The sequence below is a fragment of the Amycolatopsis sp. NBC_00348 genome (assembly GCF_036114655.1).
In the GTDB taxonomy this organism is placed as follows: domain Bacteria; phylum Actinomycetota; class Actinomycetes; order Mycobacteriales; family Pseudonocardiaceae; genus Amycolatopsis.
The window spans coordinates 6203330-6222249 of record NZ_CP107994.1 but is presented as its reverse complement, the minus strand read 5'-3'; the positions used below and the strand labels follow the sequence as shown (position 1 = coordinate 6222249).

The 18920-nt window shown below is 70.5% G+C and carries 16 protein-coding genes; 9 read left to right on the top strand and 7 right to left on the bottom strand.

Annotation, left to right across the window (positions count from 1 at the left end):
• Positions 1 to 149 precede the first annotated feature (149 nt).
• The 4 genes from OHS58_RS26810 to OHS58_RS26795 all read right to left on the bottom strand — a co-directional run bounded on the left by OHS58_RS26810 (position 150) and on the right by OHS58_RS26795 (position 2814).
• Positions 150 to 1109 carry a pyridoxal-phosphate dependent enzyme gene (locus OHS58_RS26810; RefSeq protein ID WP_328644399.1) on the bottom strand — a complete coding sequence of 320 codons (960 nt, stop codon included), beginning with the start codon at positions 1107 to 1109 and terminating at the stop codon, positions 150 to 152.
• On the bottom strand, positions 1106 to 1759 hold the full coding sequence (locus OHS58_RS26805) for a helix-turn-helix transcriptional regulator (RefSeq protein WP_328644398.1): 654 nt from the start codon (positions 1757 to 1759) through the stop codon (positions 1106 to 1108). Before OHS58_RS26805 ends, OHS58_RS26810 begins: the two co-directional genes overlap by 4 nt.
• Positions 1752 to 2105 (bottom strand): RidA family protein, encoded by a 354-nt coding sequence (locus tag OHS58_RS26800; RefSeq protein ID WP_328644397.1) that lies wholly within the window; start codon positions 2103 to 2105, stop codon positions 1752 to 1754. Before OHS58_RS26800 ends, OHS58_RS26805 begins: the two co-directional genes overlap by 8 nt.
• Before the next feature lie 97 nt (positions 2106 to 2202).
• Positions 2203 to 2814, bottom strand: a complete 612-nt coding sequence (locus OHS58_RS26795) for a TetR/AcrR family transcriptional regulator (protein WP_326958814.1) — start codon at positions 2812 to 2814, stop codon at positions 2203 to 2205.
• A 121-nt stretch (positions 2815 to 2935) separates the two neighbouring features.
• On the opposite strand from OHS58_RS26795, the gene OHS58_RS26790 reads away from it, so the two are divergent.
• From OHS58_RS26790 to OHS58_RS26760, 7 genes are all read left to right on the top strand, one after another.
• The gene (locus tag OHS58_RS26790; RefSeq protein WP_328644396.1) at positions 2936 to 3910 is read left to right on the top strand and encodes an SDR family NAD(P)-dependent oxidoreductase; all 975 of its coding nucleotides are present in this window, start codon (positions 2936 to 2938) and stop codon (positions 3908 to 3910) included.
• A gap of 134 nt (positions 3911 to 4044) precedes the next feature.
• Positions 4045 to 4620, top strand: a complete 576-nt coding sequence (locus OHS58_RS26785; RefSeq protein ID WP_326958818.1) for a hypothetical protein — start codon at positions 4045 to 4047, stop codon at positions 4618 to 4620.
• Between the two features lie 3 nt (positions 4621 to 4623).
• Positions 4624 to 6633: a flotillin family protein gene (locus tag OHS58_RS26780; protein WP_328644395.1), complete on the top strand. Its 2010-nt coding sequence runs from the start codon at positions 4624 to 4626 to the stop codon at positions 6631 to 6633.
• Positions 6630 to 11501, top strand: coding sequence for a DNA repair ATPase (locus tag OHS58_RS26775; RefSeq protein WP_328644394.1), 4872 nt, complete (start codon positions 6630 to 6632; stop codon positions 11499 to 11501). Before OHS58_RS26780 ends, OHS58_RS26775 begins: the two co-directional genes overlap by 4 nt.
• A 204-nt stretch (positions 11502 to 11705) precedes the next feature.
• Complete coding sequence (locus tag OHS58_RS26770; RefSeq protein ID WP_326943772.1) at positions 11706 to 12227, top strand: PadR family transcriptional regulator; 522 nt, start codon at positions 11706 to 11708, stop codon at positions 12225 to 12227.
• A complete protein-coding gene (locus OHS58_RS26765) occupies positions 12227 to 12916 on the top strand; it encodes an ABC transporter ATP-binding protein (protein WP_328644393.1) in 690 nt (229 codons plus the stop codon). The genes OHS58_RS26770 and OHS58_RS26765 overlap by 1 nt, the downstream gene beginning before the upstream one ends.
• Positions 12916 to 15207 (top strand): FtsX-like permease family protein, encoded by a 2292-nt coding sequence (locus tag OHS58_RS26760; RefSeq protein ID WP_328649863.1) that lies wholly within the window; start codon positions 12916 to 12918, stop codon positions 15205 to 15207. Before OHS58_RS26765 ends, OHS58_RS26760 begins: the two co-directional genes overlap by 1 nt.
• A gap of 87 nt (positions 15208 to 15294) precedes the next feature.
• On the opposite strand, the gene OHS58_RS26755 is transcribed toward OHS58_RS26760, so the two are convergent.
• Together OHS58_RS26755 and OHS58_RS26750 are read right to left on the bottom strand one after the other, a co-directional pair.
• Positions 15295 to 15723: a DUF6292 family protein gene (locus tag OHS58_RS26755; protein ID WP_326943770.1), complete on the bottom strand. Its 429-nt coding sequence runs from the start codon at positions 15721 to 15723 to the stop codon at positions 15295 to 15297.
• 126 nt (positions 15724 to 15849) lie between these two features.
• Positions 15850 to 16293 (bottom strand): Hsp20/alpha crystallin family protein, encoded by a 444-nt coding sequence (locus tag OHS58_RS26750; RefSeq protein WP_328644392.1) that lies wholly within the window; start codon positions 16291 to 16293, stop codon positions 15850 to 15852.
• A 110-nt stretch (positions 16294 to 16403) separates the two neighbouring features.
• On the opposite strand from OHS58_RS26750, the gene OHS58_RS26745 reads away from it, so the two are divergent.
• Positions 16404 to 17006 (top strand): HSP18 transcriptional regulator, encoded by a 603-nt coding sequence (locus OHS58_RS26745; RefSeq protein WP_328644391.1) that lies wholly within the window; start codon positions 16404 to 16406, stop codon positions 17004 to 17006.
• A gap of 541 nt (positions 17007 to 17547) precedes the next feature.
• On the opposite strand, the gene OHS58_RS26740 is transcribed toward OHS58_RS26745, so the two are convergent.
• A complete protein-coding gene (locus OHS58_RS26740; RefSeq protein WP_326943767.1) occupies positions 17548 to 17811 on the bottom strand; it encodes a hypothetical protein in 264 nt (87 codons plus the stop codon).
• Positions 17812 to 18516: 705 nt separating this feature from the next.
• Between OHS58_RS26740 and OHS58_RS26735 the strand changes: the two genes are divergently transcribed.
• Positions 18517 to 18849 (top strand): helix-turn-helix domain-containing protein, encoded by a 333-nt coding sequence (locus tag OHS58_RS26735; RefSeq protein ID WP_326943766.1) that lies wholly within the window; start codon positions 18517 to 18519, stop codon positions 18847 to 18849.
• The last annotated feature ends 71 nt before the right edge of the window (positions 18850 to 18920 follow it).

Here is an 18920-nt window from a genome sequence, read left to right as displayed (position 1 = left end):
CTGGCATCGCCTGATGCCGATCCCAGCCGGACGGGGTACCCACCCAGCCCGAGGTTTCTCGGGCTGGGTGATCATGCCGCATCCGATATATGTGACGCCCACGTCGTCTCACGTCTCTTCACGCGGCCGCTGCTGGGCAACCCGACCGATCAGCCGCCGAGCAGCTCGGCGAAGCGCTCCGGGCTGATGTTGCCGCCGCTGAGGATCACGCCGACCCGGCCCGACGTGGCGATCTGCCCGCTCAGCAGGGCAGCGATCCCGGTCGCCCCGCTCGGTTCGAGGACGAGCTTCAGCCGCTCGAAGGCGAACCGCATCGCGTCCCGGATGGCGTCGTCGGTGACCAGCGCGATCTCGTCGACGAGGTTCCGGTTGATCGAGAACGTGAGCTCGCCGGGGATCTCGGCGGCCTGGCCGTCGGCGATCGTGTGGGGCACGGGGATCGCGACGCGTTCGCCGGCCGCCAGCGACCGCTTGGTGTCGTCACCCGCCGCCGGTTCGACGCCGACGACCCGGATGCCGGGCTGCAGCGCCTTCGCGGCCGTGGAGCTGCCCGCGATGAGGCCGCCGCCGCCGACCGGGACGACCAGCGTGTCCAGCGAACCGGCCTCCTCCAGCAGTTCCAGCGCCGCGGTCCCCTGACCGGCGATGACGTGCGGGTGCTCGTAGGGCGGGATCAGCGCGAGCTCGCGCTCGGCGGCCAGCGCCTGCCCGATCGCGACCCGGTCGCCGGTGTACCGGTCGTAGGTGACGATCTCGGCGCCGTAGCCCCGGGTCGCGTCCACTTTGGACTTCGGGGTGTCCGCGGGGACGAGGATCACCGCGCTGCTCCCGAGTTCCCGCGCGGCGAGCGCGACGGCCTGGGCGTGGTTGCCCGAGGAGTAGGCGGCCACGCCCTTGGTCAGCTGCTCCGGCGTGAGGCGCGAGACGGCGTTGTACGCGCCGCGGAACTTGAAGGCCCCGATGCGTTGCAGGTTCTCGCACTTGATCAGCACCTCGGCGCCGACGAGGTCGTCGAGGGTGCGGGAGCGGACCACCGGGGTCCGGTGCGCGACGCTGGCCAGCCGGGCGGCGGCGTCGCGGATGTCGTCGAGGGTCACGGGCGCGGTCATGGTGCTCCTTGGGCGCGGATGTCGGCGAGGTAGTTGTAGGCGGAGGCGCGGGAAATGCCGATCCGGGCCGCGACCTGCGGCACCGCCCGCCGCACGGCGAACACGCCGCGGGCGTGCAGGCTGCGGAACAGGTCCAGCCGCTCGTCGCGGCTGAGCGCGGCCCAGGGTTTGTCCAGGCGCAGCTGGTGCTCGTCGACGATCGCGTCGACCACGGCGTCGACGTCGTCGCCGAAGGTGGTCGTCGGTGGTTCCGCGGTCGTGCCGACGTCGGCCAGTTCGCCCACGAGGGTCCGCAGCCGGCCCAGCGCGGTGACGTCGAGGTTCACGCAGAGCGCGCCGAACACCGCGCCGCCGCTGTCGCGCACCAGCATCGTCGAGGACTTCACCAGCTTGCCGGACGCGGTGCGGGTGACGTAGTTCAGCTGGTCCTCGGCGTCGTCACCCCGGGCGAGCAGGCCCATGCCGATCTCGCTCATCGACCCGCCCACCGAGCGTTCGGTGACCGACCCGGCGATCGCGACGACCGAGCTGTCCGGCTGCCGGAAGTCGTGCACGACGACCTCGCAGAACGAGCCGAGGGTCGCGGCGATGCCGTCGGCGACCGGGGCGAGCGCCGCGAGGATCGCGTCCCGCTCGGGGACCTCAGACATCCCGCACCCGGGCGAGCGCCTCGACCTCGACCACGGCGCCGTAGGGCAGTGATGCCACCCCGACACAGGTGCGCGCGGGCCGGGGCTCGGCGAAGAACCCCTCGTAGACGGCGTTGAGGCCGGGCCGGTCGGCGATGTCGGTCAGGTAGGCCACGACCTTCACGACGTCGGCCCGGCTCGCGCCCACCGACCGCAGCGCGGCGTCGAGGTTGGTGAAGGCCTGCGGGCACTCGGCATCGAACCCTCCCGCCACCAGCTCGCCGGTCCCGGTGACACCGAGCCGCCCGGACACGGAAACCAGATCGCCGCTGCGGAAGGCCGGCGGGTAAGGGTGCTCGTTGCTCATGGACTCAGCGTATAGCGGTTGGACGAACTGTCCAGATGGCCTGCGTCACGCCGTTGCCGAGCAGGCCCTCGCGTCGGCTGCGGGTCGGCCCTTCCTGCTAAAGCGCAACGTGCGGCCGGTCGCCACCCAGTGCGGCCAGCACGGTCCGGTAGGTCAGGTCGGCCCGCGCGCCCACCTCGCCCGCCGCGGTACCCAGCGCCGGGGAGTCCGTCGGCAGCCGTGCTGCCTCGTGGACGACGGCCAGGTAAATGGCGCAGCACCACGCGGTGTCGGTGGCGGTGATTTCGCCGGCTTCGCGCAACCGCTTGAACAGCAGCTCGAGCCCGGCTGTGACCTCGGGGCTCATGGGTGTCATCTGGGTGGCCGGGTCCGCGGTGAGTTCCATGATCGCCCGGCTGCCGACCTTGAGCTCGAAGAGGAGCTCGGTCAGCCGGTACAGCGCCGCGACGGGCGGGGCCGTCGCCACTCGCGCCTGCTCGAGCCCGCGCAGGTAGCGCTCGTTGAGCACGCCGGTCAGCGCCTCCAGCAACGCCTTGCGGGACGAGAACCGGCGGTGGACGGTGGCGCGCGCGAGCCCCGCGGCGTCGGCGATCCGCTCCAGCGTGGCGTTCGCGTCGACGGCGAGCACCTCCTCGGCGGCCGCCAGGATCCGCGCCGTGCTGCGCTCCGCGTCCGCCCGCAAGCGCCGCGGTCCGGCGTCTGCGCTCATCCGAACCCCTTCTCGTCCCGGATCAGCCTACATCCGAAGCGCTGCTGTCTCGACTCCTGGACTAACTGAGACTCTCGTGTAGCATTTGTGTGGTCAAGTCAGACGCGAAAGGAACGTCATCATGGATCTGGATCTTGCGGGCAAGCGCGTCCTCGTGACGGGGGCGAGCAGGGGCATCGGACTGGCGACGGTCGAGGCGTTCCTCGCCGAAGGCGCCGAAGTCGTTGCTGTGTCGAGGAAGAGCACTCCCGAGCTCGAAGCCACCGGTGCGACGTTCGTGTCCGCCGACCTCCTCGACCCCGCCGCGCCGCGGCGGGTGCTCGACACGGTGCTCGCGAACGACCCACGCCTCGACGTGCTCGTCAACAACGCCGGCGGCGGCGATGTGGCCGAGGCCGACCTCCTCGACCCCATCGGCGGTTCCGGCGCGGTGTGGAGCGGCGTCCTCGCGCTGAACCTCGGCGCCGCCGTGGAGATGACCCGGGCGGCGCTGCCGGCGCTGTCGCGGGCGCGAGGCGCGATCGTGAACATCAGCTCGAGCTCCGCGCGCGACCCGCGCGGGGTGCCGCTGTCGTACGCCGCGGCCAAGGCCGGGCTGAGCGCGTTCTCCCGTGGGCTGGCGGAGAAGCTGGGAGAAACGGGCGTCCGGGTCAACGTCGTCACCCCCGGCGCCACCCGGACCGCGATCCTGACGAGCCCGGACGGCTACGTGGGAAGGCTGTCGGCGAGCATGGGCATCGACCAGGAGACGGTGCTCGCGGCGATGCCCGAGCAGTCGGGAATGGTGACCGGCAAGCTGATCGAGCCCGCCGAGATCGCCCGGCGGTGCTCCTGCTGGCATCGCCGTCGATGCCCAGCACGGTGGGCTCCAACTGGACCGTCGACGGGGGCATCCTCAAGACACCGTAAGCGTCCTGCCGACCCCTCCGCACCTCGTGCTCGGGGTGATCGGGTTCTTCGTCCCCGGCAACACCGGGTCGGCGCCCGCCGGTCCATTGTGGACGCAGTATTCGGTGCTGATCTTCAGTGTAAGCCGGTTCCTGAACGCCTTGCACACCCTCATCGGCGTGCTGGAGCATCATGGCCGCGCGCCTGACAGCTCCGCGGAGGCACGCCGGTGTGACCGGTTCGTGTCCGAAATGTTCTTCCCCGCTCTCGCCCGCCGGTTATAGTCGCTGGCCAGGGCTCTGGAGTGCCGGGCCCTTCCTTGGGGGAAGGAAACGACGTCGGATGAGCGGGTTCGTCACCGCGGCTTTGGCTTTTCCTGCCGTGCTCTTCAGCTTCCTGCTGATCGTCGTCATCGGGTACTGGGTGCTGGCCCTCGTCGGGGTGCTCGACGTCGAGGACGGTGAAATCGGCTTCTTCGGCGGGGTTCCGCTGCCCATCCCGCTGTCGCTGCTCGTCGCCTTCAGCTGGTTCCTCAGCCTCGTCGGGACCGTTCTCATCGACGGCGTGGGCACACCCCTGCGGGTCGGGCTCGGCTTTGGCGTGCTGGTCGCCGCGCTCGTGGGAGGGGCGCTCGGGACCCGGCTGGTCGTCGTGCCGTTGCGGCGCGTCTTCGCCGGGGCCGTGCCGAGCCGGCAGGACTTCGTCGGCCGGGTGGCCGTTGTGCGGACCTCGACCGTCACCGAGGACTTCGGGCAGGCCGAAGTGGCCGCCGCCGATGGGGCGTCGGCGATCATTTCCATCCGGCTGGCCGGGGAAGGCAACCTCGGGCTGGGCAGCCGCGTGGTCATCTACGACTACGACAGCGAGGGTGAGTTCTTCTGGGTCAGCCCGCTGGAACTCGAAGCAGAAAAGGACTGACGCATGGATGCCATCGGCCTGGGTGCCGGCGTGTTGATCGCCGTCGTGGTGCTGATCCTGCTGGTGCTGTTGTTCGTCGTGAGCCGGCTGTTCCGGAAGGTGCCGCAGGGCAAGGCGCTGATCATCTCCAAGGTGCGCAAGGTCGACGTCACCTTCACCGGCGCCGTCGTGCTGCCCGTGCTGCACAAGTCCGAGGTCATGGACATCTCGGTGAAGACGATCGACATCGAGCGCACCGGCCAGGAAGGCCTGATCTGCCGGGACAACATCCGCGCCGACATCCGGATTTCGTTCTTCGTGCGGGTCAACAAGACGGCCGAGGACGTGGTGAAGGTCGCGCAGGCCATCGGCACCGAACGCGCGAGCGACGAGACGACATTGCAGGCGCTGTTCAGCGCGAAGTTCTCCGAGGCGTTGAAAACCGTCGGCAAGCAGCTCGACTTCGTCGACCTCTACACCAAGCGCAACGAGTTCCGCGACCAGATCATCCGCGTCATCGGCACCGACCTGAACGGGTACAGCCTCGAGGACGCGGCGATCGACTACCTCGAGCAGACGCCGATGACGTCGCTGGACGCGGCGAACATCCTGGACGCGCAGGGTATCCGCAAGATCACCGAGCTGACCGCGATCGAGCACGTGCGCACCAACGAATTCCGCCGCCACGAAGAGAAGGAGATCACGCGCCAGAACGTCGACGCCCGCGAGGCGATCCTCGAACTGGAGCGGCGCCAGGCCGACGCGGAGATCAAGCAGCGCCGCGAGGTCGAGACCATGCGGGCGCGTGAAGAGGCGGAAATCCTCAAGGTGCAGGCCGAGGAGCGGCTCAAGTCGCAGGCCGCGCAGCTGCGCACCGACGAGCAGCTCGGTATCCAGCAGCAGAACCAGCAGCGCGAAATCGAAGTCGCCGGCAAGAACCGGGAACGCGTCATCGCCATCGAGTCCGAGCGGATCGAAAAGGACCGCCTCCTCGAAGTGATCGGCCGCGAGCGCGAGACCGAGCTTTCCCGGATCTCGAAGGACAAGGAACTCGAAACGGAGAAGCGGTCGATCGCCGAGGTGATCCGCGAGCGGATCGCCGTCGACAAGACCGTCGCGGAGCAGGAAGAGAACATCAAGAAGCTGCGCGTGGTCGAGGAGGCCCAGCGCACACGCGAGGCCATCGTCATCCGGGCCGAAGCCGAAGCCCAGGAGAACCTGGTCAAGGGCATCAAGGCCGCCGAGGCTTCGGAGCAGGCCGCCAAGCACAAGGCGCGCGAGGAGCTGACCCTCGCCGAGGCGCGCCAGCAGACCGCCGAGCTGGAGACGCGGGCCAAGATCCGGCTGGCGGAGGGCATCCAGGCCGAGGAGGCCGCCGCCGGCCTCGCCGCGGCGCTGGTCAAGGAGCGCGACGCCGACGCGCTGGAGAAGGTCGGCCGCGCCGAAGCGATCGTCGAACGCGAGAAGGCGATCGTGATCGCCGAGGCGCTGCGCGACAAGCTGAAGGGCGAGGCCGAGGGGCTCACCGAGAAGGCCGCCGCGCTGGCCGCGCTCGACAGCGCGAGCCGCGAGCACGAGGAGTACCGGCTGCGGCTGGAAGCGGAGAAGGAGATCCGGCTGGCCGCGCTCGATGTGCAGCGTGACGTCGCCGAGGCGCAGGCGACCGTGCTGAGCGTCGGGCTGGAGAAGGCCGACATCGACATCGTCGGCGGCGAGACCATGTTCTTCGACCGGATCGTCGGCTCGATCGGCCTCGGCAAGAGCATCGACGGCTTCGTGCAGCACTCCGACGTCGTCCAGTCGCTCGCGCGGCCCTACCTCGACGGGTCGGCGAGCCTCACCGACGACCTCGCCAAGCTGATCGGCGCGGTCAGCACCGAGGACGTGAAGAACCTGACGCTGTCGGCCTTCCTGGCGCAGCAGCTGAAGGCGGGCGGTCCGGACACGGACAAGCTCCGTGAGCTGATGACCACAGCGCAGCGGCTCGGCCTCGCCGAGACGTCGGTCGCCACCGTCGTCGCCGCGAAGCAGTGACGGCGGCCGAGACGGAGCTGGACGCGGGCACGTATGACGTGCTCCGCGTCCGGCTGGCCGCCCAGGCGGCCGAGCTGGCCAACCGCGCGGACGAGCTCAACGCGCGCCGGCTGGCGGTCTTCGGCAGCGCGCAGCTCGCGCTGGTCGGCACCGAACGCATCCGCACCGCGAACAACTGCGTGCCCCGGGACATCGTCGCGGTCGGCGGGCGGATGTTGTTCGGCTACAACGTCTTCATCGGGCTCAAGCCCGAGACGGCGGTCGATGACGTCTTCTCGCTGCAGCGCTTCAGCCACGACGAAAACGCGTTCCGGTTCGACGACGTGAGCGCGCAGGACCTGCCCGAGCTGCTGCGGGACGAGCAGTTCGGGCGGGACTTCGGCGAGCTGTACCGGTACTACCGCCAGGCGAAGCTGCTGCAGCTGCGCCGGCTGGACGGGAAGCTGCTCGCGGTGTTCCAGATCGGCCCGCGCACCGAGGACATCCGGGTGCTGCGGTGGGGTATCGCGTCCGACGGCGCGGTGTCCTACCTGGACAACCGCGGTGAGCGCGACCACGTTTTCCCGCCGTCGCACGATTTCGAGTGGGTCGAAACCACGCGCGAGAACCACGTCCTCGGCCGGCATCCGCACATCTCGATCGAGGACGAGGTGTTCGTCGAGACCGTCGGCGGCAACCTGACGGTCAAGGTCGAGAACAACACCGAGACCGGCGCCGGCGTCTACGCCGAGCCGGTCGACGAGCCGTTGCAGAGCCTCGCCGACGCCGAGGTCTCCTACGCCCGGATCGGTCCGCTGATCCTGCTGCGCATGCTGCCGTACAAGGAAACCACCCACCGCTACCTGGTCTTCAACACACGCACCCAGGACGTCGTGCGGCTCGACGGCATCGGGCAGGCGTGTCAGCGGCTCCCCGAGGACCACGGCATCATCTTCCCCGGCGGCTACTACCTCGACACCGGCGTGAGCAAGACGTTCGACACCACGGTGGACGGTCTCGAGTTCGAGCGCGTGATCCGCTCGCCCAACGGCGAGGACGTGCTCTACGTCTTCCACGCGCGGGCCGAGGGACGCTCGCTCCTGCTGCCCTACAACGTGATCCGCAAGGAGGTCGCCAACCCGATCCCGTGCCACGGGTATTCGCTGTTCGACGACGGCACGATGATCCTGTTCCGCGCGCTGTCCGGCGAACCGAGCCGGGTGCACCCGATGCAGGTGTGGCGCACGCCGTTCCAGTCGGACACCTACGCCGCGTCACAGCCCGCCGGGACCGGGCCGCTGGAGCGCGTCGGGAACGCCGATCTCGTCCGCGGGATCTCGGACTGCCTCTCGATCACGACGATGATCGCGGACATGGCGCCGTCGGCGGCGGTGTTCGAGGCGCTGATCGCCGCGTGCGCGCGGCTCTTCGACCACTACCACTGGCTCGGCGAGTCCGAGCTGGGTGATCTGCGCTCGCCGCTGTCCGACGTCCGGGTCACCGCCGAGCAGGTGCTGGACGAGTTCGAGACGGTCACTTCGCTCACCGCGCAGGCGGCCGAGGCCGTCGACACGGTGGCGGCCGACACCGCGTCCCTCGTGCGGCGGGTCCGCGGCGAGGCCCTGGACACGGCGGACGCGTGGGTGCGCCGCCTCGCCGAAATGCACCGGGCGCGGGGGCGCCTCGTCACCGTGCGGGAGCTGCGCTACGCCGACACCGCGCGCGTCGACACGCTGATCGGCGAGCTGGACACGGAGTTTGCCGAGGCCGCGCACCGCGCCGTGCGGTTCCTGCAGGGCGAGGAGGCGTTCACCGGCTACCACGCCGAGGTGGACGCGCTGGTCGCCGGGGCGGCCGCGATCGCGACGGTCGCCGAGGCCGGCCCGGTCGCCGAGCGGCTCGACGAGCAGTCAGCCGGCCTGGAGGTGCTCATCGACGTCGTCGGCGGGCTCGACATCGCCGACGCCGTCGTCCGCACGAAGATCCTGGAGCGCGTCGGCGAGGTGATCAGCGCCGTCAACCGCGCCAGGGCCACCTTGGACGCGCGGCGCCGGGAACTCCTGGAGACCGAGGGCCGGGCGGAGTTCGCCGCCGAGTTCGCGTTGCTCGCGCAGGCCATCACGGGCGGGCTCGCGGTCGCGGACACCCCGGAGCGCTGCGACGAGCAGCTGGGCAGGCTGTTGCTGCAGCTGGAGAACCTCGAATCGCGGTTCGGGGAGTTCGACGACTTCCTGACGTCGCTCGGGGAGAAGCGCACCGACGTCTACGAGGCGTTCTCCTCGCGCAAGCAGGCGCTGCTCGACGAGCGGGCGCGGCGGGCGGACCGGCTCGTCGATTCGGCGGGCCGGATCCTCGGCAGCGTGACCCGCCGGGCCGGTTCGCTCGGCTCGGTCGACGAGATCAACACCTACTTCGTGGCCGATCCGATGGTCTCGAAGCTGCGCAGCGTCGTCGAGGACCTGCGGGCGCTCGGTGACCAGGTCCGCGCCGAAGAGCTCGAAGGCCGGGTGAAGGCCGCCCGCCAGGAGGCCGGCCGGAGCCTGCGCGACCGGCTGGACCTCTACGGCGAGGGCGGCGGGACGATCCGCCTCGGACGCAGCACCTTCGCCGTCAACACGCAGGACATCGACCTGACGCTGGTGCCGCACGAGAGCTCGATGAAGTTCGCGATCACCGGCACCGACTACCGGGCGCCGGTGCGCGACGAGGCGTTCGAGGCGACGCGGCCGTACTGGGACCAGCTGCTGGTCTCGGAGTCGCCGGAGGTCTACCGGGCCGAGTACCTCGCGACGTCGATCCTCGCCGAACGGCCGGTGGCCGAGCTGGTCGAAGCCGACCTGCTCGACGTCGTGCGGAGCGTGGCCGGGGAGCGTTACGACGAGGGTTACGCGCGCGGGGTGCACGACCACGACGCGGCCGCGATCCTCGCGGCCCTGCTGCGCCTGCGGTCCGCTGCCGGTTTGTTGCGCTACCCGCCCGCGGCCCGTGCGGCGGCTCAGCTGTTCTGGGCCTTCGGCGCCGACGAACGGGCCAAGGCCGCGTGGACGACGCGGGCCGCGTCGCTGGGGCGGGTGCGGGAGGCGTTCGGCCACCCGAAGGCGATGGACGACCTGGCGCGGGAGCTCACGGACGCGATGACGGCGTTCCTCGACGGCGCCGGGCTGCGGCTCGGGGCCGAGTTCGCCGGGGAGTACCTGGTCGAGGAGCTCGCCGTCGCCCAGCCCGGGTTCGTCACCGACAGCGGCGCGCGCACGGTGCTGGACAAGTTCCGGCTCGACCGGCGGAGCTTCGCCGAGGACCTGCGTTCCCTCGACGCCCTGGCGGACCGGTACCAGCTGGCCGACGCCTGGCTGCGATCCTTCGTGGCCGCCGCCGGGCTGCCGGCCGACGAGCTGCCGGAGGCCGTCGCGATCGAGCTGTGCGACCTCCCGCGGTACGACTCGTCGGCGACGCTGACGACCACTGTGGACGGTCTGCTCGGCGCGCACCCGCGGATCACCGGGCGGTCGGTGACGCTGCGGCTGGACGAGGTGCTGGCCAGGACGCACCGGTTCCGGCGTGATCGCGTGCCGGGGTTCCGCGCCTACCAGCGGCTGCGCAACGAGCTCGTCGCGGCCGAACGCGACCGGCTCCGGCTGGACGAGTACAAGCCGAAGGTGATGAGCGCCTTCGTGCGCAACCGGCTGCTGGACGAGGTCTACCTCCCGCTGATCGGCGACAACCTGGCCAAGCAGCTCGGCGCGACCGGGGACGCCAGGCGCACCGACCAGTCCGGCCTGCTCCTGCTGATTTCGCCGCCGGGGTACGGCAAGACGACGCTCATGGAGTACGTGGCCAGCCGGCTCGGGCTGGTGTTCGTGAAGGTCAACGGGCCGGCGCTCGGCCACGACGTCACCTCCGTCGACCCGGCCGACGCGCCCGACGCGACCGCACGGCAGGAGGTCGAGAAGATCTCGTTCGCGCTGGAGCAGGGCAACAACGTGCTGCTGTACCTCGACGACATACAGCACACGTCGCCGGAGCTGCTGCAGAAGTTCATCTCCCTGTGCGACGCGCAGCGCCGGATGGAAGGCGTGTGGGAGGGCCGCACGCGGACCTACGACCTGCGCGGCAAGCGGTTCGCGGTGTGCATGGCCGGGAACCCGTACACCGAGCAGGGCAAGCGGTTCCGCATCCCCGACATGCTCGCCAACCGCGCGGACGTGTGGAACCTCGGCGACGTGCTGTCCGGGAAGGAAGACCTCTTCGCGCTGAGCTACGTCGAGAACTCGCTGACGTCGAACGCCGTGCTGGCGCCTTTGGTGTCCCGCGAACAGTCCGATGTGGACGTCCTGGTGCGGATGGCGCGCGGTGACGGTTCGGTGCGCACCGACCAGCTTTCGCACGCGTATTCGGCGCCGGAGCTGGAGCAGATCCTCGCGGTGCTGCGGAAACTCCTGCGGGTGCAGCGGACCGTGCTGGCGAACAACCGGGCCTACATCGCCTCGGCGGCGCAGGCGGACGCGTCCCGCACCGAACCGCCGTTCCAGCTGCAGGGTTCGTACCGGAACATGAACAAGCTGGCCGAGCGGATCGTGCCGGCGATGAACGACGCGGAACTCGAGGCCCTGATCGACGACCACTACGCGGGCGAGGCGCAGACGCTGACTTCGGGCGCCGAAGCCAACTTGCTCAAGCTGGCCGAGCTGCGGGGCCGCCTGTCCGAGGAGCAGGCCCGCCGGTGGGCCGACGTCAAGGCCGCGTACCTGCGGGCGCAGGCACTGGGCGGCGACGACGAGGACCCGATGAGCCGCGCGGTCGGCGCGGTGGGCCTGCTGGCCGACCGGGTGGGCGCGGTCGAAACCGCCATCGGACGTGCGGCGCAACGGCTTGTGCGCGAAGAAGCTTAGTCCGGCCGTGGTCGAGGAAACTGCGCTGTTCAACAACTCTGTTACGAGGTCTCACCGGGGCTGCTCGGGCACCTCGACCAGTGACGCCGCTGTGGCGTCGTTGACCTGCTGATACAGCCTACTCTGCGAGTGTATACGCCGCGTGTATACGCATCAGGTATAGTGATCCCTGCTCGGGGAGACCCGGGTAGGGAGGGGTAGAAAATGTCGGTCTCGCACACCTTGCTCGCGTTGCTCGAATCGGGCCCGCGGCATGGCTACGACCTCAAGCGGACGTACGACGAGCAGTTCGGGCAGGACCGCCCGCTTGCTTACGGGCAGGTCTATTCGACGTTGTCGAGGCTGCTGCGCAACGGCATGGTCGAGGTGGCGGGCGTCGAGAGCGGCGAGGGGCCGGAGCGGAAGCGCTACACGATCACCGACGCGGGGGTCACCGACGTCGAGACGTGGTTGCACACTCCGGAGAATCCGCAGCCGTACCTGCAGAACACGCTCTACACGAAGGTGGTGCTCGCGCTGCTGTCCGGGCGCAGCGCCGCCGACGTGCTCGACGTCCAGCGCGGCGAGCACCTGAACGTGATGCGTTCGCTGACCAAACGCAAGAACGGGGGCGACCTCGCCGATCAGCTGATCTGCGACCACGCGCTCTTCCACCTCGAGGCGGACCTGCGGTGGCTGGAGCTGACCGCCGCGCGCCTCGGCGAACTCGAGAAGGCGGTGCGCTGATGACCACGCCCGGAACGCCGTTGCTCGTCGGCAACGGACTGCACAAGTCGTTCGGCCGCACACAAGCGCTCGACGGGGCGGCCCTGTCCGTCTCGACCGGGGAAGTGCTCGCGATCATGGGCCCGTCCGGCTCCGGCAAGTCGACGCTGCTGCACTGCCTCGCCGGCATCGTCCGGCCGGACTCGGGCACGATCAGCTACGGCGGCGCCGACCTCGTCGGGATGGACGACAAGGAGCGGAGTGCTTTGCGGCGCACCGAGTTCGGCTTCGTGTTCCAGTTCGGCCAGCTCGTGCCCGAGCTGTCCTGCCTGGAGAACGTCGCGCTCCCGCTGCGGCTCACCGGCGTCAAGCGGAAGCCGGCCGAGGCCAAAGCGGCCGAATGGCTCGCCCGGCTGGAGGTCGACGGACTGGCGAAGCGCCGTCCCGGCGACGTCTCCGGCGGGCAGGCACAGCGGGTCGCGGTGGCGCGGGCGCTGGTGACCGAGCCGAAGGTGGTCTTCGCGGACGAGCCGACCGGCGCGCTCGACTCGCTCAACGGCGAGAAAGTCATGCAGATGCTCACCACCGCGGCGCGGGAAACGCACGCAGCGGTGGTGCTGGTGACCCACGAGCCGCGGGTCGCGGCCTATTCGGACCGGGAGGTCGTGGTGCGCGACGGGCAGACGGTCGACCGGGAGCTGGTCGCGTGATGCGGGATCTGGCGCTGGGACTCCGGCTGGCCGTCGGGGGCGGCCGGATGTCCGGCGCGGCGCTGCTGCGCCTCGCGATGACCGCGTTCGGGATCGCGCTCGCGGTCGCCGTGCTGCTGCCCGCGGCGGCGGTCCAGCACCTGACCGGCGCGCAGGCGGAGCGCAAAGCGGCGATCGCCCAGGTCACCGAGCCGCGCGCGGGCGTCGCCCCGCTGCGGACCTACAACTGGTACCCGTCGGTCGGCGACGACTTCGTGAAGGTCACCGCGGTCGCGGCGACCGGACCCGGCTCGCCGGTGCCGCCGGGACTCACCCGGCTGCCCGCGCCGGGCGAGCTCGCCGTGTCACCGGAGCTCGCCGCGAAGCTGGCCGCACCGGGCGGCGGTTCGCTGAAGGCGCAGCTGCCGGGGCAGGTGGTCGGCCAGATCTCGCGGGACGGCGTTTCCGGCGCGGGTGATCTCGCCGCGTTCTACGGGGTGCCGGCCGCGCAGATCGAGGCCGAAGGCGCCAGGGGCAACAAGGTCTACGCGTTCGGCAAGCCCTACACCGGGCTCGGGCTGTCGGCGGCCATGCTGGCCATCATCCTGCCGATCGCGGCGGTGCTGCTGCTGCCGTTGCTGATCTTCGTGACCACCGCGTCGCGGATGGGCGCGGCGCAGCGGGAACGCCGGCTCGCCGCGCTGCGGCTGATCGGCCTCGACTCGCGGCAGGTCAAGCGGGTCGCGGCGGCGGAGTCGCTGGTCGGGGCGGTGATCGGGCTCGTGGCCGGCCTCGGGTTCTTCGCCGTGCTGCGCACGTTCGTCGCGGACATCCTGCCGTTCGGCCTGCGGATCTTCCCGGAGGACTTCGTCCCGGACTGGCCGCTGGTCGTGGTGATCGTGCTGCTGGTGCCCGGCCTCGCGGTCGGCTCGGCGATGTTCGGGCTGCGCCGCACGATCGTGGAACCCCTCGGGGTGGTCCGCCAGGGCAAGCCGATGCGCCGGCGGATGTGGTGGCGCTGGGCGCTCACCGCGACGGGCGTGCTGCTCCTGGCCGTGAGCCTGGCGCTCGGTCGCGAGACAAGCGACACGACCGCCGGGATGACACTCGCCACGGGCAGCGTGTTCCTGCTGGTGGGCGTCGCGGCCCTGCTGCCCTGGCTGGTCGAACGGCTCGTGGAGCGGCTGCACGGCGGTCCGCCGTCGTGGCAGCTCGCGATCCGGCGGCTGCAGCTGGACAGCGGCACCGCCAGCCGCGTCGTGTCCGGCCTGGTCGTCGTGCTGGCCGGCACGATCCTGGTCCAGGGCGTGCTCACGTCCCTGACCGGCGGCGTCGAGCAGCAGGTCGCGCCGGACAGCGTGGCCGCGGCCCCGGTGCGGGTGCAGACCACCACCGCGCACCAGACCGAGGCCGCCGAGCGGGCGGCGTCGGCGGCCGGGGTGACCGGGGTGCACCCGGCCACGAACATCATGGTCCAGTCCGGCCGCGAGTCGACCTACGGCGTGGTCGGTGACTGTGTCGCACTCAAGGTGGAAGCCGACATCGGCGGCTGCGCCGACGGCGACGTGTTCTACGTCGTGCCGTCGCGGGGCGGTACCGCCCCGGCGGGAACGGTGCAGCTGCGGAGCTTCCTGCACGACAGCGAGGCGAACGGTCCGGAGTGGACGGTCCCGGGCGGCGTCAAGGTCGTGCCGTCGGCCACCACGGCGACGGCGGCGGAGGGGACGTTGTTCGTCACACCGGGTGCGCTCGGCGGGCTCACGGTGCCGGCCTCGTCGGTCGCGCTGTACGTGTCGGGCACCGGCGACCCGCAGGCGCTGACGGACAACGTCGCGAGGGCGGTCAACGCGCTCGCGTGGAACGCCACGGTCAGCAAGAGCAGCTACCTCGACGACTTCCACGCCCAGGACCAGCGGATGGTGGAGAACTTCCGCTCGGTGCTGATCACGGCGGCACTGTTCGTGCTCGCGGTGGCCGCGATGAGCCTGCTGATGCTGTCGATCGAGCAGATCAGCGAACGGCGGCGCCCGCTCGCGGCGTTGTCCGCGGCCGGCGTGCCGATCGGGGTGCTGGCCCGCGGAGCGCTGTGGCAGACCGCGGTGCCGGTGGTGGTCGGCGTGGTGCTGGCGATCGCGGCGGGGCTGGGGCTGACCGCGCCGATCCTGTCGCTGGCGGACCGGCCGATGATCGTCGACGTCCCGGTGCTGCTCGCGCTGGCGGGCACGACGGTGGCGGCGGTGCTGCTGGTGACCGGGTTGACGATGCCGTTGCTGCGGCAAGCGACCCGGTTGGACACGTTGCGCTCGGAATGAGCCGCTGCCGGCGCGTCGCGCCGACCCGACCGGCGATCTTGTCCAGCCGGCGGGTGAAGGACACCGGCAGTGGCAGCGGCTCGGGAGTCACGTCGTGCTCCGGTCGCGCAGTGCGGCGTCGAGTTCGGCGAGGCCGGCGGCGGTGCGCAGATCCGGCGGGTCGAGCCGGCCGACGCGGTGGTCGTCTTCTTGCAGTGCGGTGACGAACCGGGCGACGTGCTCGGGTGCCGGGGTGATGGTGGGTCCGCCGAGGTACCGCACGACGACGAGGTCCTGGCCGGAGTGGGTTTCGATGGCGGCGGCCCAGCCGCGGGTCTCGTCCCACAGCAGGGCGACGTCGCGGCCGGGGTAGCCGGGCAGCTGTTCGTCGAGGGCGACGTAGGCGGAGACCGGGGTGTCGTGGTCGACGAGGCAGGATTCAGGACCGATGCCGAGTGCGGTGGTGACGTCGGCGAGGTAGCCCCACAGGGCGGTGAGGGCGGGGTGGCCGGTCGGGATGTGCAGCGATGCGGTCACGGGTACGGGTGCCTTCCGGGACAGTGTCGTTCGAGGACAGTGTCTTTCGAGGACAGGGCCTTTCGGGGACTTGCGGGGCCGGCGCAGGACCGGTGCGGGGTTCCGGTCCTGCGCCGGGTGGGCTCGTCAGGCCTGGATTTCCTTGTGGTCGCCGGTGGTGCCGGTGATCTCGATACGGCGTGGCTTGGCCTTTTCGGCGACCGGGATGCGCAGGGTCAGGACCCCGGCTTCGTAGTCGGCGGCGATGTGGTCGGTGTCGAGGGTGTCGCCGAGGAACAGCTGGCGGGAGAACACGCCCAGCGGCCGTTCGGAAACCTGCATCTGGACGTCGCCGCCGCCGGGGAGGGGTCGTCGTTCGGCCTTGACGGTGAGGACGTTGCGTTCGACGTCGAGCTCGATGGCGTCGGGGGTGACGCCAGGCAGGTCGAAGCAGACGACGAACTCGTCGCCGGCGCGGTAGGCGTCCATCGGCATCGCGGCCGGCTTGGACCAGGTTCCGGGGGCTGCGGCGCCGAGCACCTGCTGGGCGAAGCGGTCCAGCTCGCGGAACGGGTCGGTGCGCATCAACATGGTTCCACCTCCTGGGTTCGATGATCTGGTGTCAACACGCCCCACTGTTCTAACATGTCATCACAACGATGACAAGTGAGTAGTCGTCAAAGGGATGACAGGTGGTGGACATGGATCCGATCCGTGCCGCGCGAGACGTGCACGAGGTGGTCCTCGCGACCGGCCGCGGCGAGGTGCCGCCCGACCGGCTGCTGGGCGCCCTGGTCTCGCTGCGGTCCCTGCGTGAGCAACTCACCGGGTGGGAACCGGAGCTGATCGCCGCGGCAAGGTCCGAGGGCGTCAGCTGGGCGGCTCTTGCGCCGGCCCTGGGTGTGGCCAGCCGGCAGGCCGCGGAACGGCGGTTCCTGCGACTGAGGCCGTCGGCGACGGGCGAGACGACGGGGGAGGCGCGCGTCGACGCCGAGCGGGACCGGCGTGCGGGTGATCGCGCGGTCGCGGACTGGGCTCGGCGCAACTCGGCGGTGCTGCGGCAGCTGGCCGGGCAGGTGAATGCGCTGGAAGACCTGGACGGCGCGGCTCGCGCGGACGCCGACCGCCTCGGCGCGGCACTCGGCGGCGACGACGTCACCAGTCTGCTGCCTCCGCTGGCGGCGGTCCGTGGCCACCTGGGACGAGATCATGCGGGCCTGGCCGACCGGCTCGGCGCCATCGAAGACCACGCCGACGTGGTGCGCCGTGACGCCACCGGGCACCGTCGTGATCGTGCCACCTGATCACTGCAGAACCACTTCTCGTGTCATGTGGTGGCGCATCGGAGGCTGATGGAACCCACCGCCAGGAGAACAGCTCGATCGGCCACCTGCCGGCGTGACTCGTTTCCGGCAATGGCCGCACCGTCGGTTGTGACGCGATCGACCCGCCGCCCCGAGGACGCCGAGTGGTGAATTCGGCACCCCTGCTCGCGGCCGTGGTCGCTGTGGGTCCCGACCACGTCGCCAGGTTGGTGGACCTCCCACGGCGAACCCCGCGCGTCGATACCGACGAACCTCTTCTTCGTGGCTCTCGGGTGGTCAGGTCCACCGGGACGTCACGGCCGGTCGGCACACTCGCGATGCAGGGCCGCGCCACGCTTTCCGCGGTACTGACCGCGATCTGCTGCACCAGCGCGCGATGTGCGACGTCGGCCGGCCTCTCGTTCGCACGCGCGTCTGTGGTCCGGTCCAGCTCGGGATCGCCATCGGACGGCTCGGTCGTGATCACCACGTCTCCGGTCGCGCGGGCTCCGACTGTCCCGTGTCGTTCACCTGGGTGGGCTCAGGCGCCGAGGCGGCTGTAGATGCGGCCGGCCAGGGACGCGGCCAGCCGGTTCAGCGCGCCCAGCGGGTCGACTTGCGCGAACTGCCCGAGCAGCTCGGCCGCCGCGTAGGCCTCGGCCTCCGACAGCACCGCCGCGCACCGCTCCCGCCGGCCCCGCTCCAGCAACCGCGTCAAGGCTTCGGCGTACTCGCTCAGGTCACGTACTCCGACCAGGCCGTACCGCTCATCGAGCGGGCTCTGCTGCGTGATGTCGTCGCTCATGGCCGCACGCCCTCCTCATCACTCGTTCGACTGCCTTCAGAAAATCTATGACGGTCGGAGTAGACATTCAACGTCGGGTGTGTGTACTGTTCTGCTCATACCGAGAGAGACAACGTCAAGCAGGCGCGGGAGAAGACGTAACTACCCGCGAGGTGAGACAAGGCGGTCAGGCAGCACGGAGCCGATCTGGAGAACAAGGTTGCGGCTGGTGACCAGGAGTGTTGCTCCGGAGACCGGGTCGTGAAGAAGGTTTGACCGAGTAGTACCGGTCCGGAGTGGAAGTGCAGGACAAGGGCAGTGGCAAGACCGGTCAGGTGGCCGGAGCCGATCGGTGAAGGGGCTCCGGGCAGTGGCCAGCGGCGTCAGCGTGCTGGGACCGATCAGTGGAAGGGTTCCGGCAGTGACGTACGCAGCAAGTGATGTAGCGGTAACCGATAAGTGGAAATCACCGGAGAGAAGGGAACGGGAACATCATTGGATCGCCCGCGGCGGCCAGGCAGTACTGCCGCGCGGGTGCCGTGGTCCCATCGAGTTCGGAGGTGGTGCTCGGTCACGAGTAAGCGATCCCCGCACGATCCGGCTTCACGTCGGATGCGGGTGCAGGAAGCCGGCGGTCGCGCCGGTTGACAATGGTGAAGATCCCTACCCTCGAGGACCCCGGGTGCCGTGCGCGGCGCCCGGGGTCCTTTGTGACGTGGAGGTGGAATGATCCCAGACCAGCAAGGCCCGGCCACGCCCAGCAAGGCCGACAAGTTCGACGACGACCTGTACCCCGCCTACACGATGGGCCGGGCCGCCGACATGCTCGGCACCACGCAGGGGTTCTTGCGCAGCCTCGATGAGGTGGGCCTGATCACCCCGCAGCGGTCCGCGGGCGGGCACCGTCGCTACTCCCGCCACCAGTTGCGCCTGGCGACGCGGGTGCGGGAACTGGTCGATCAGGGCACCGCCATCGAGGCCGCCTGCCGCATCATCACCCTCGAAGACCAGCTGCACGAGGCCCAGCGCCGCACCATCGAACTCCCCACCGGCGACTGAATCCCGGCTCGGCACGCGGCCTCGGTGCCGCGTGCCGATGTGCGGCCAGGCCCGGCTTTCCGTGCCATGGC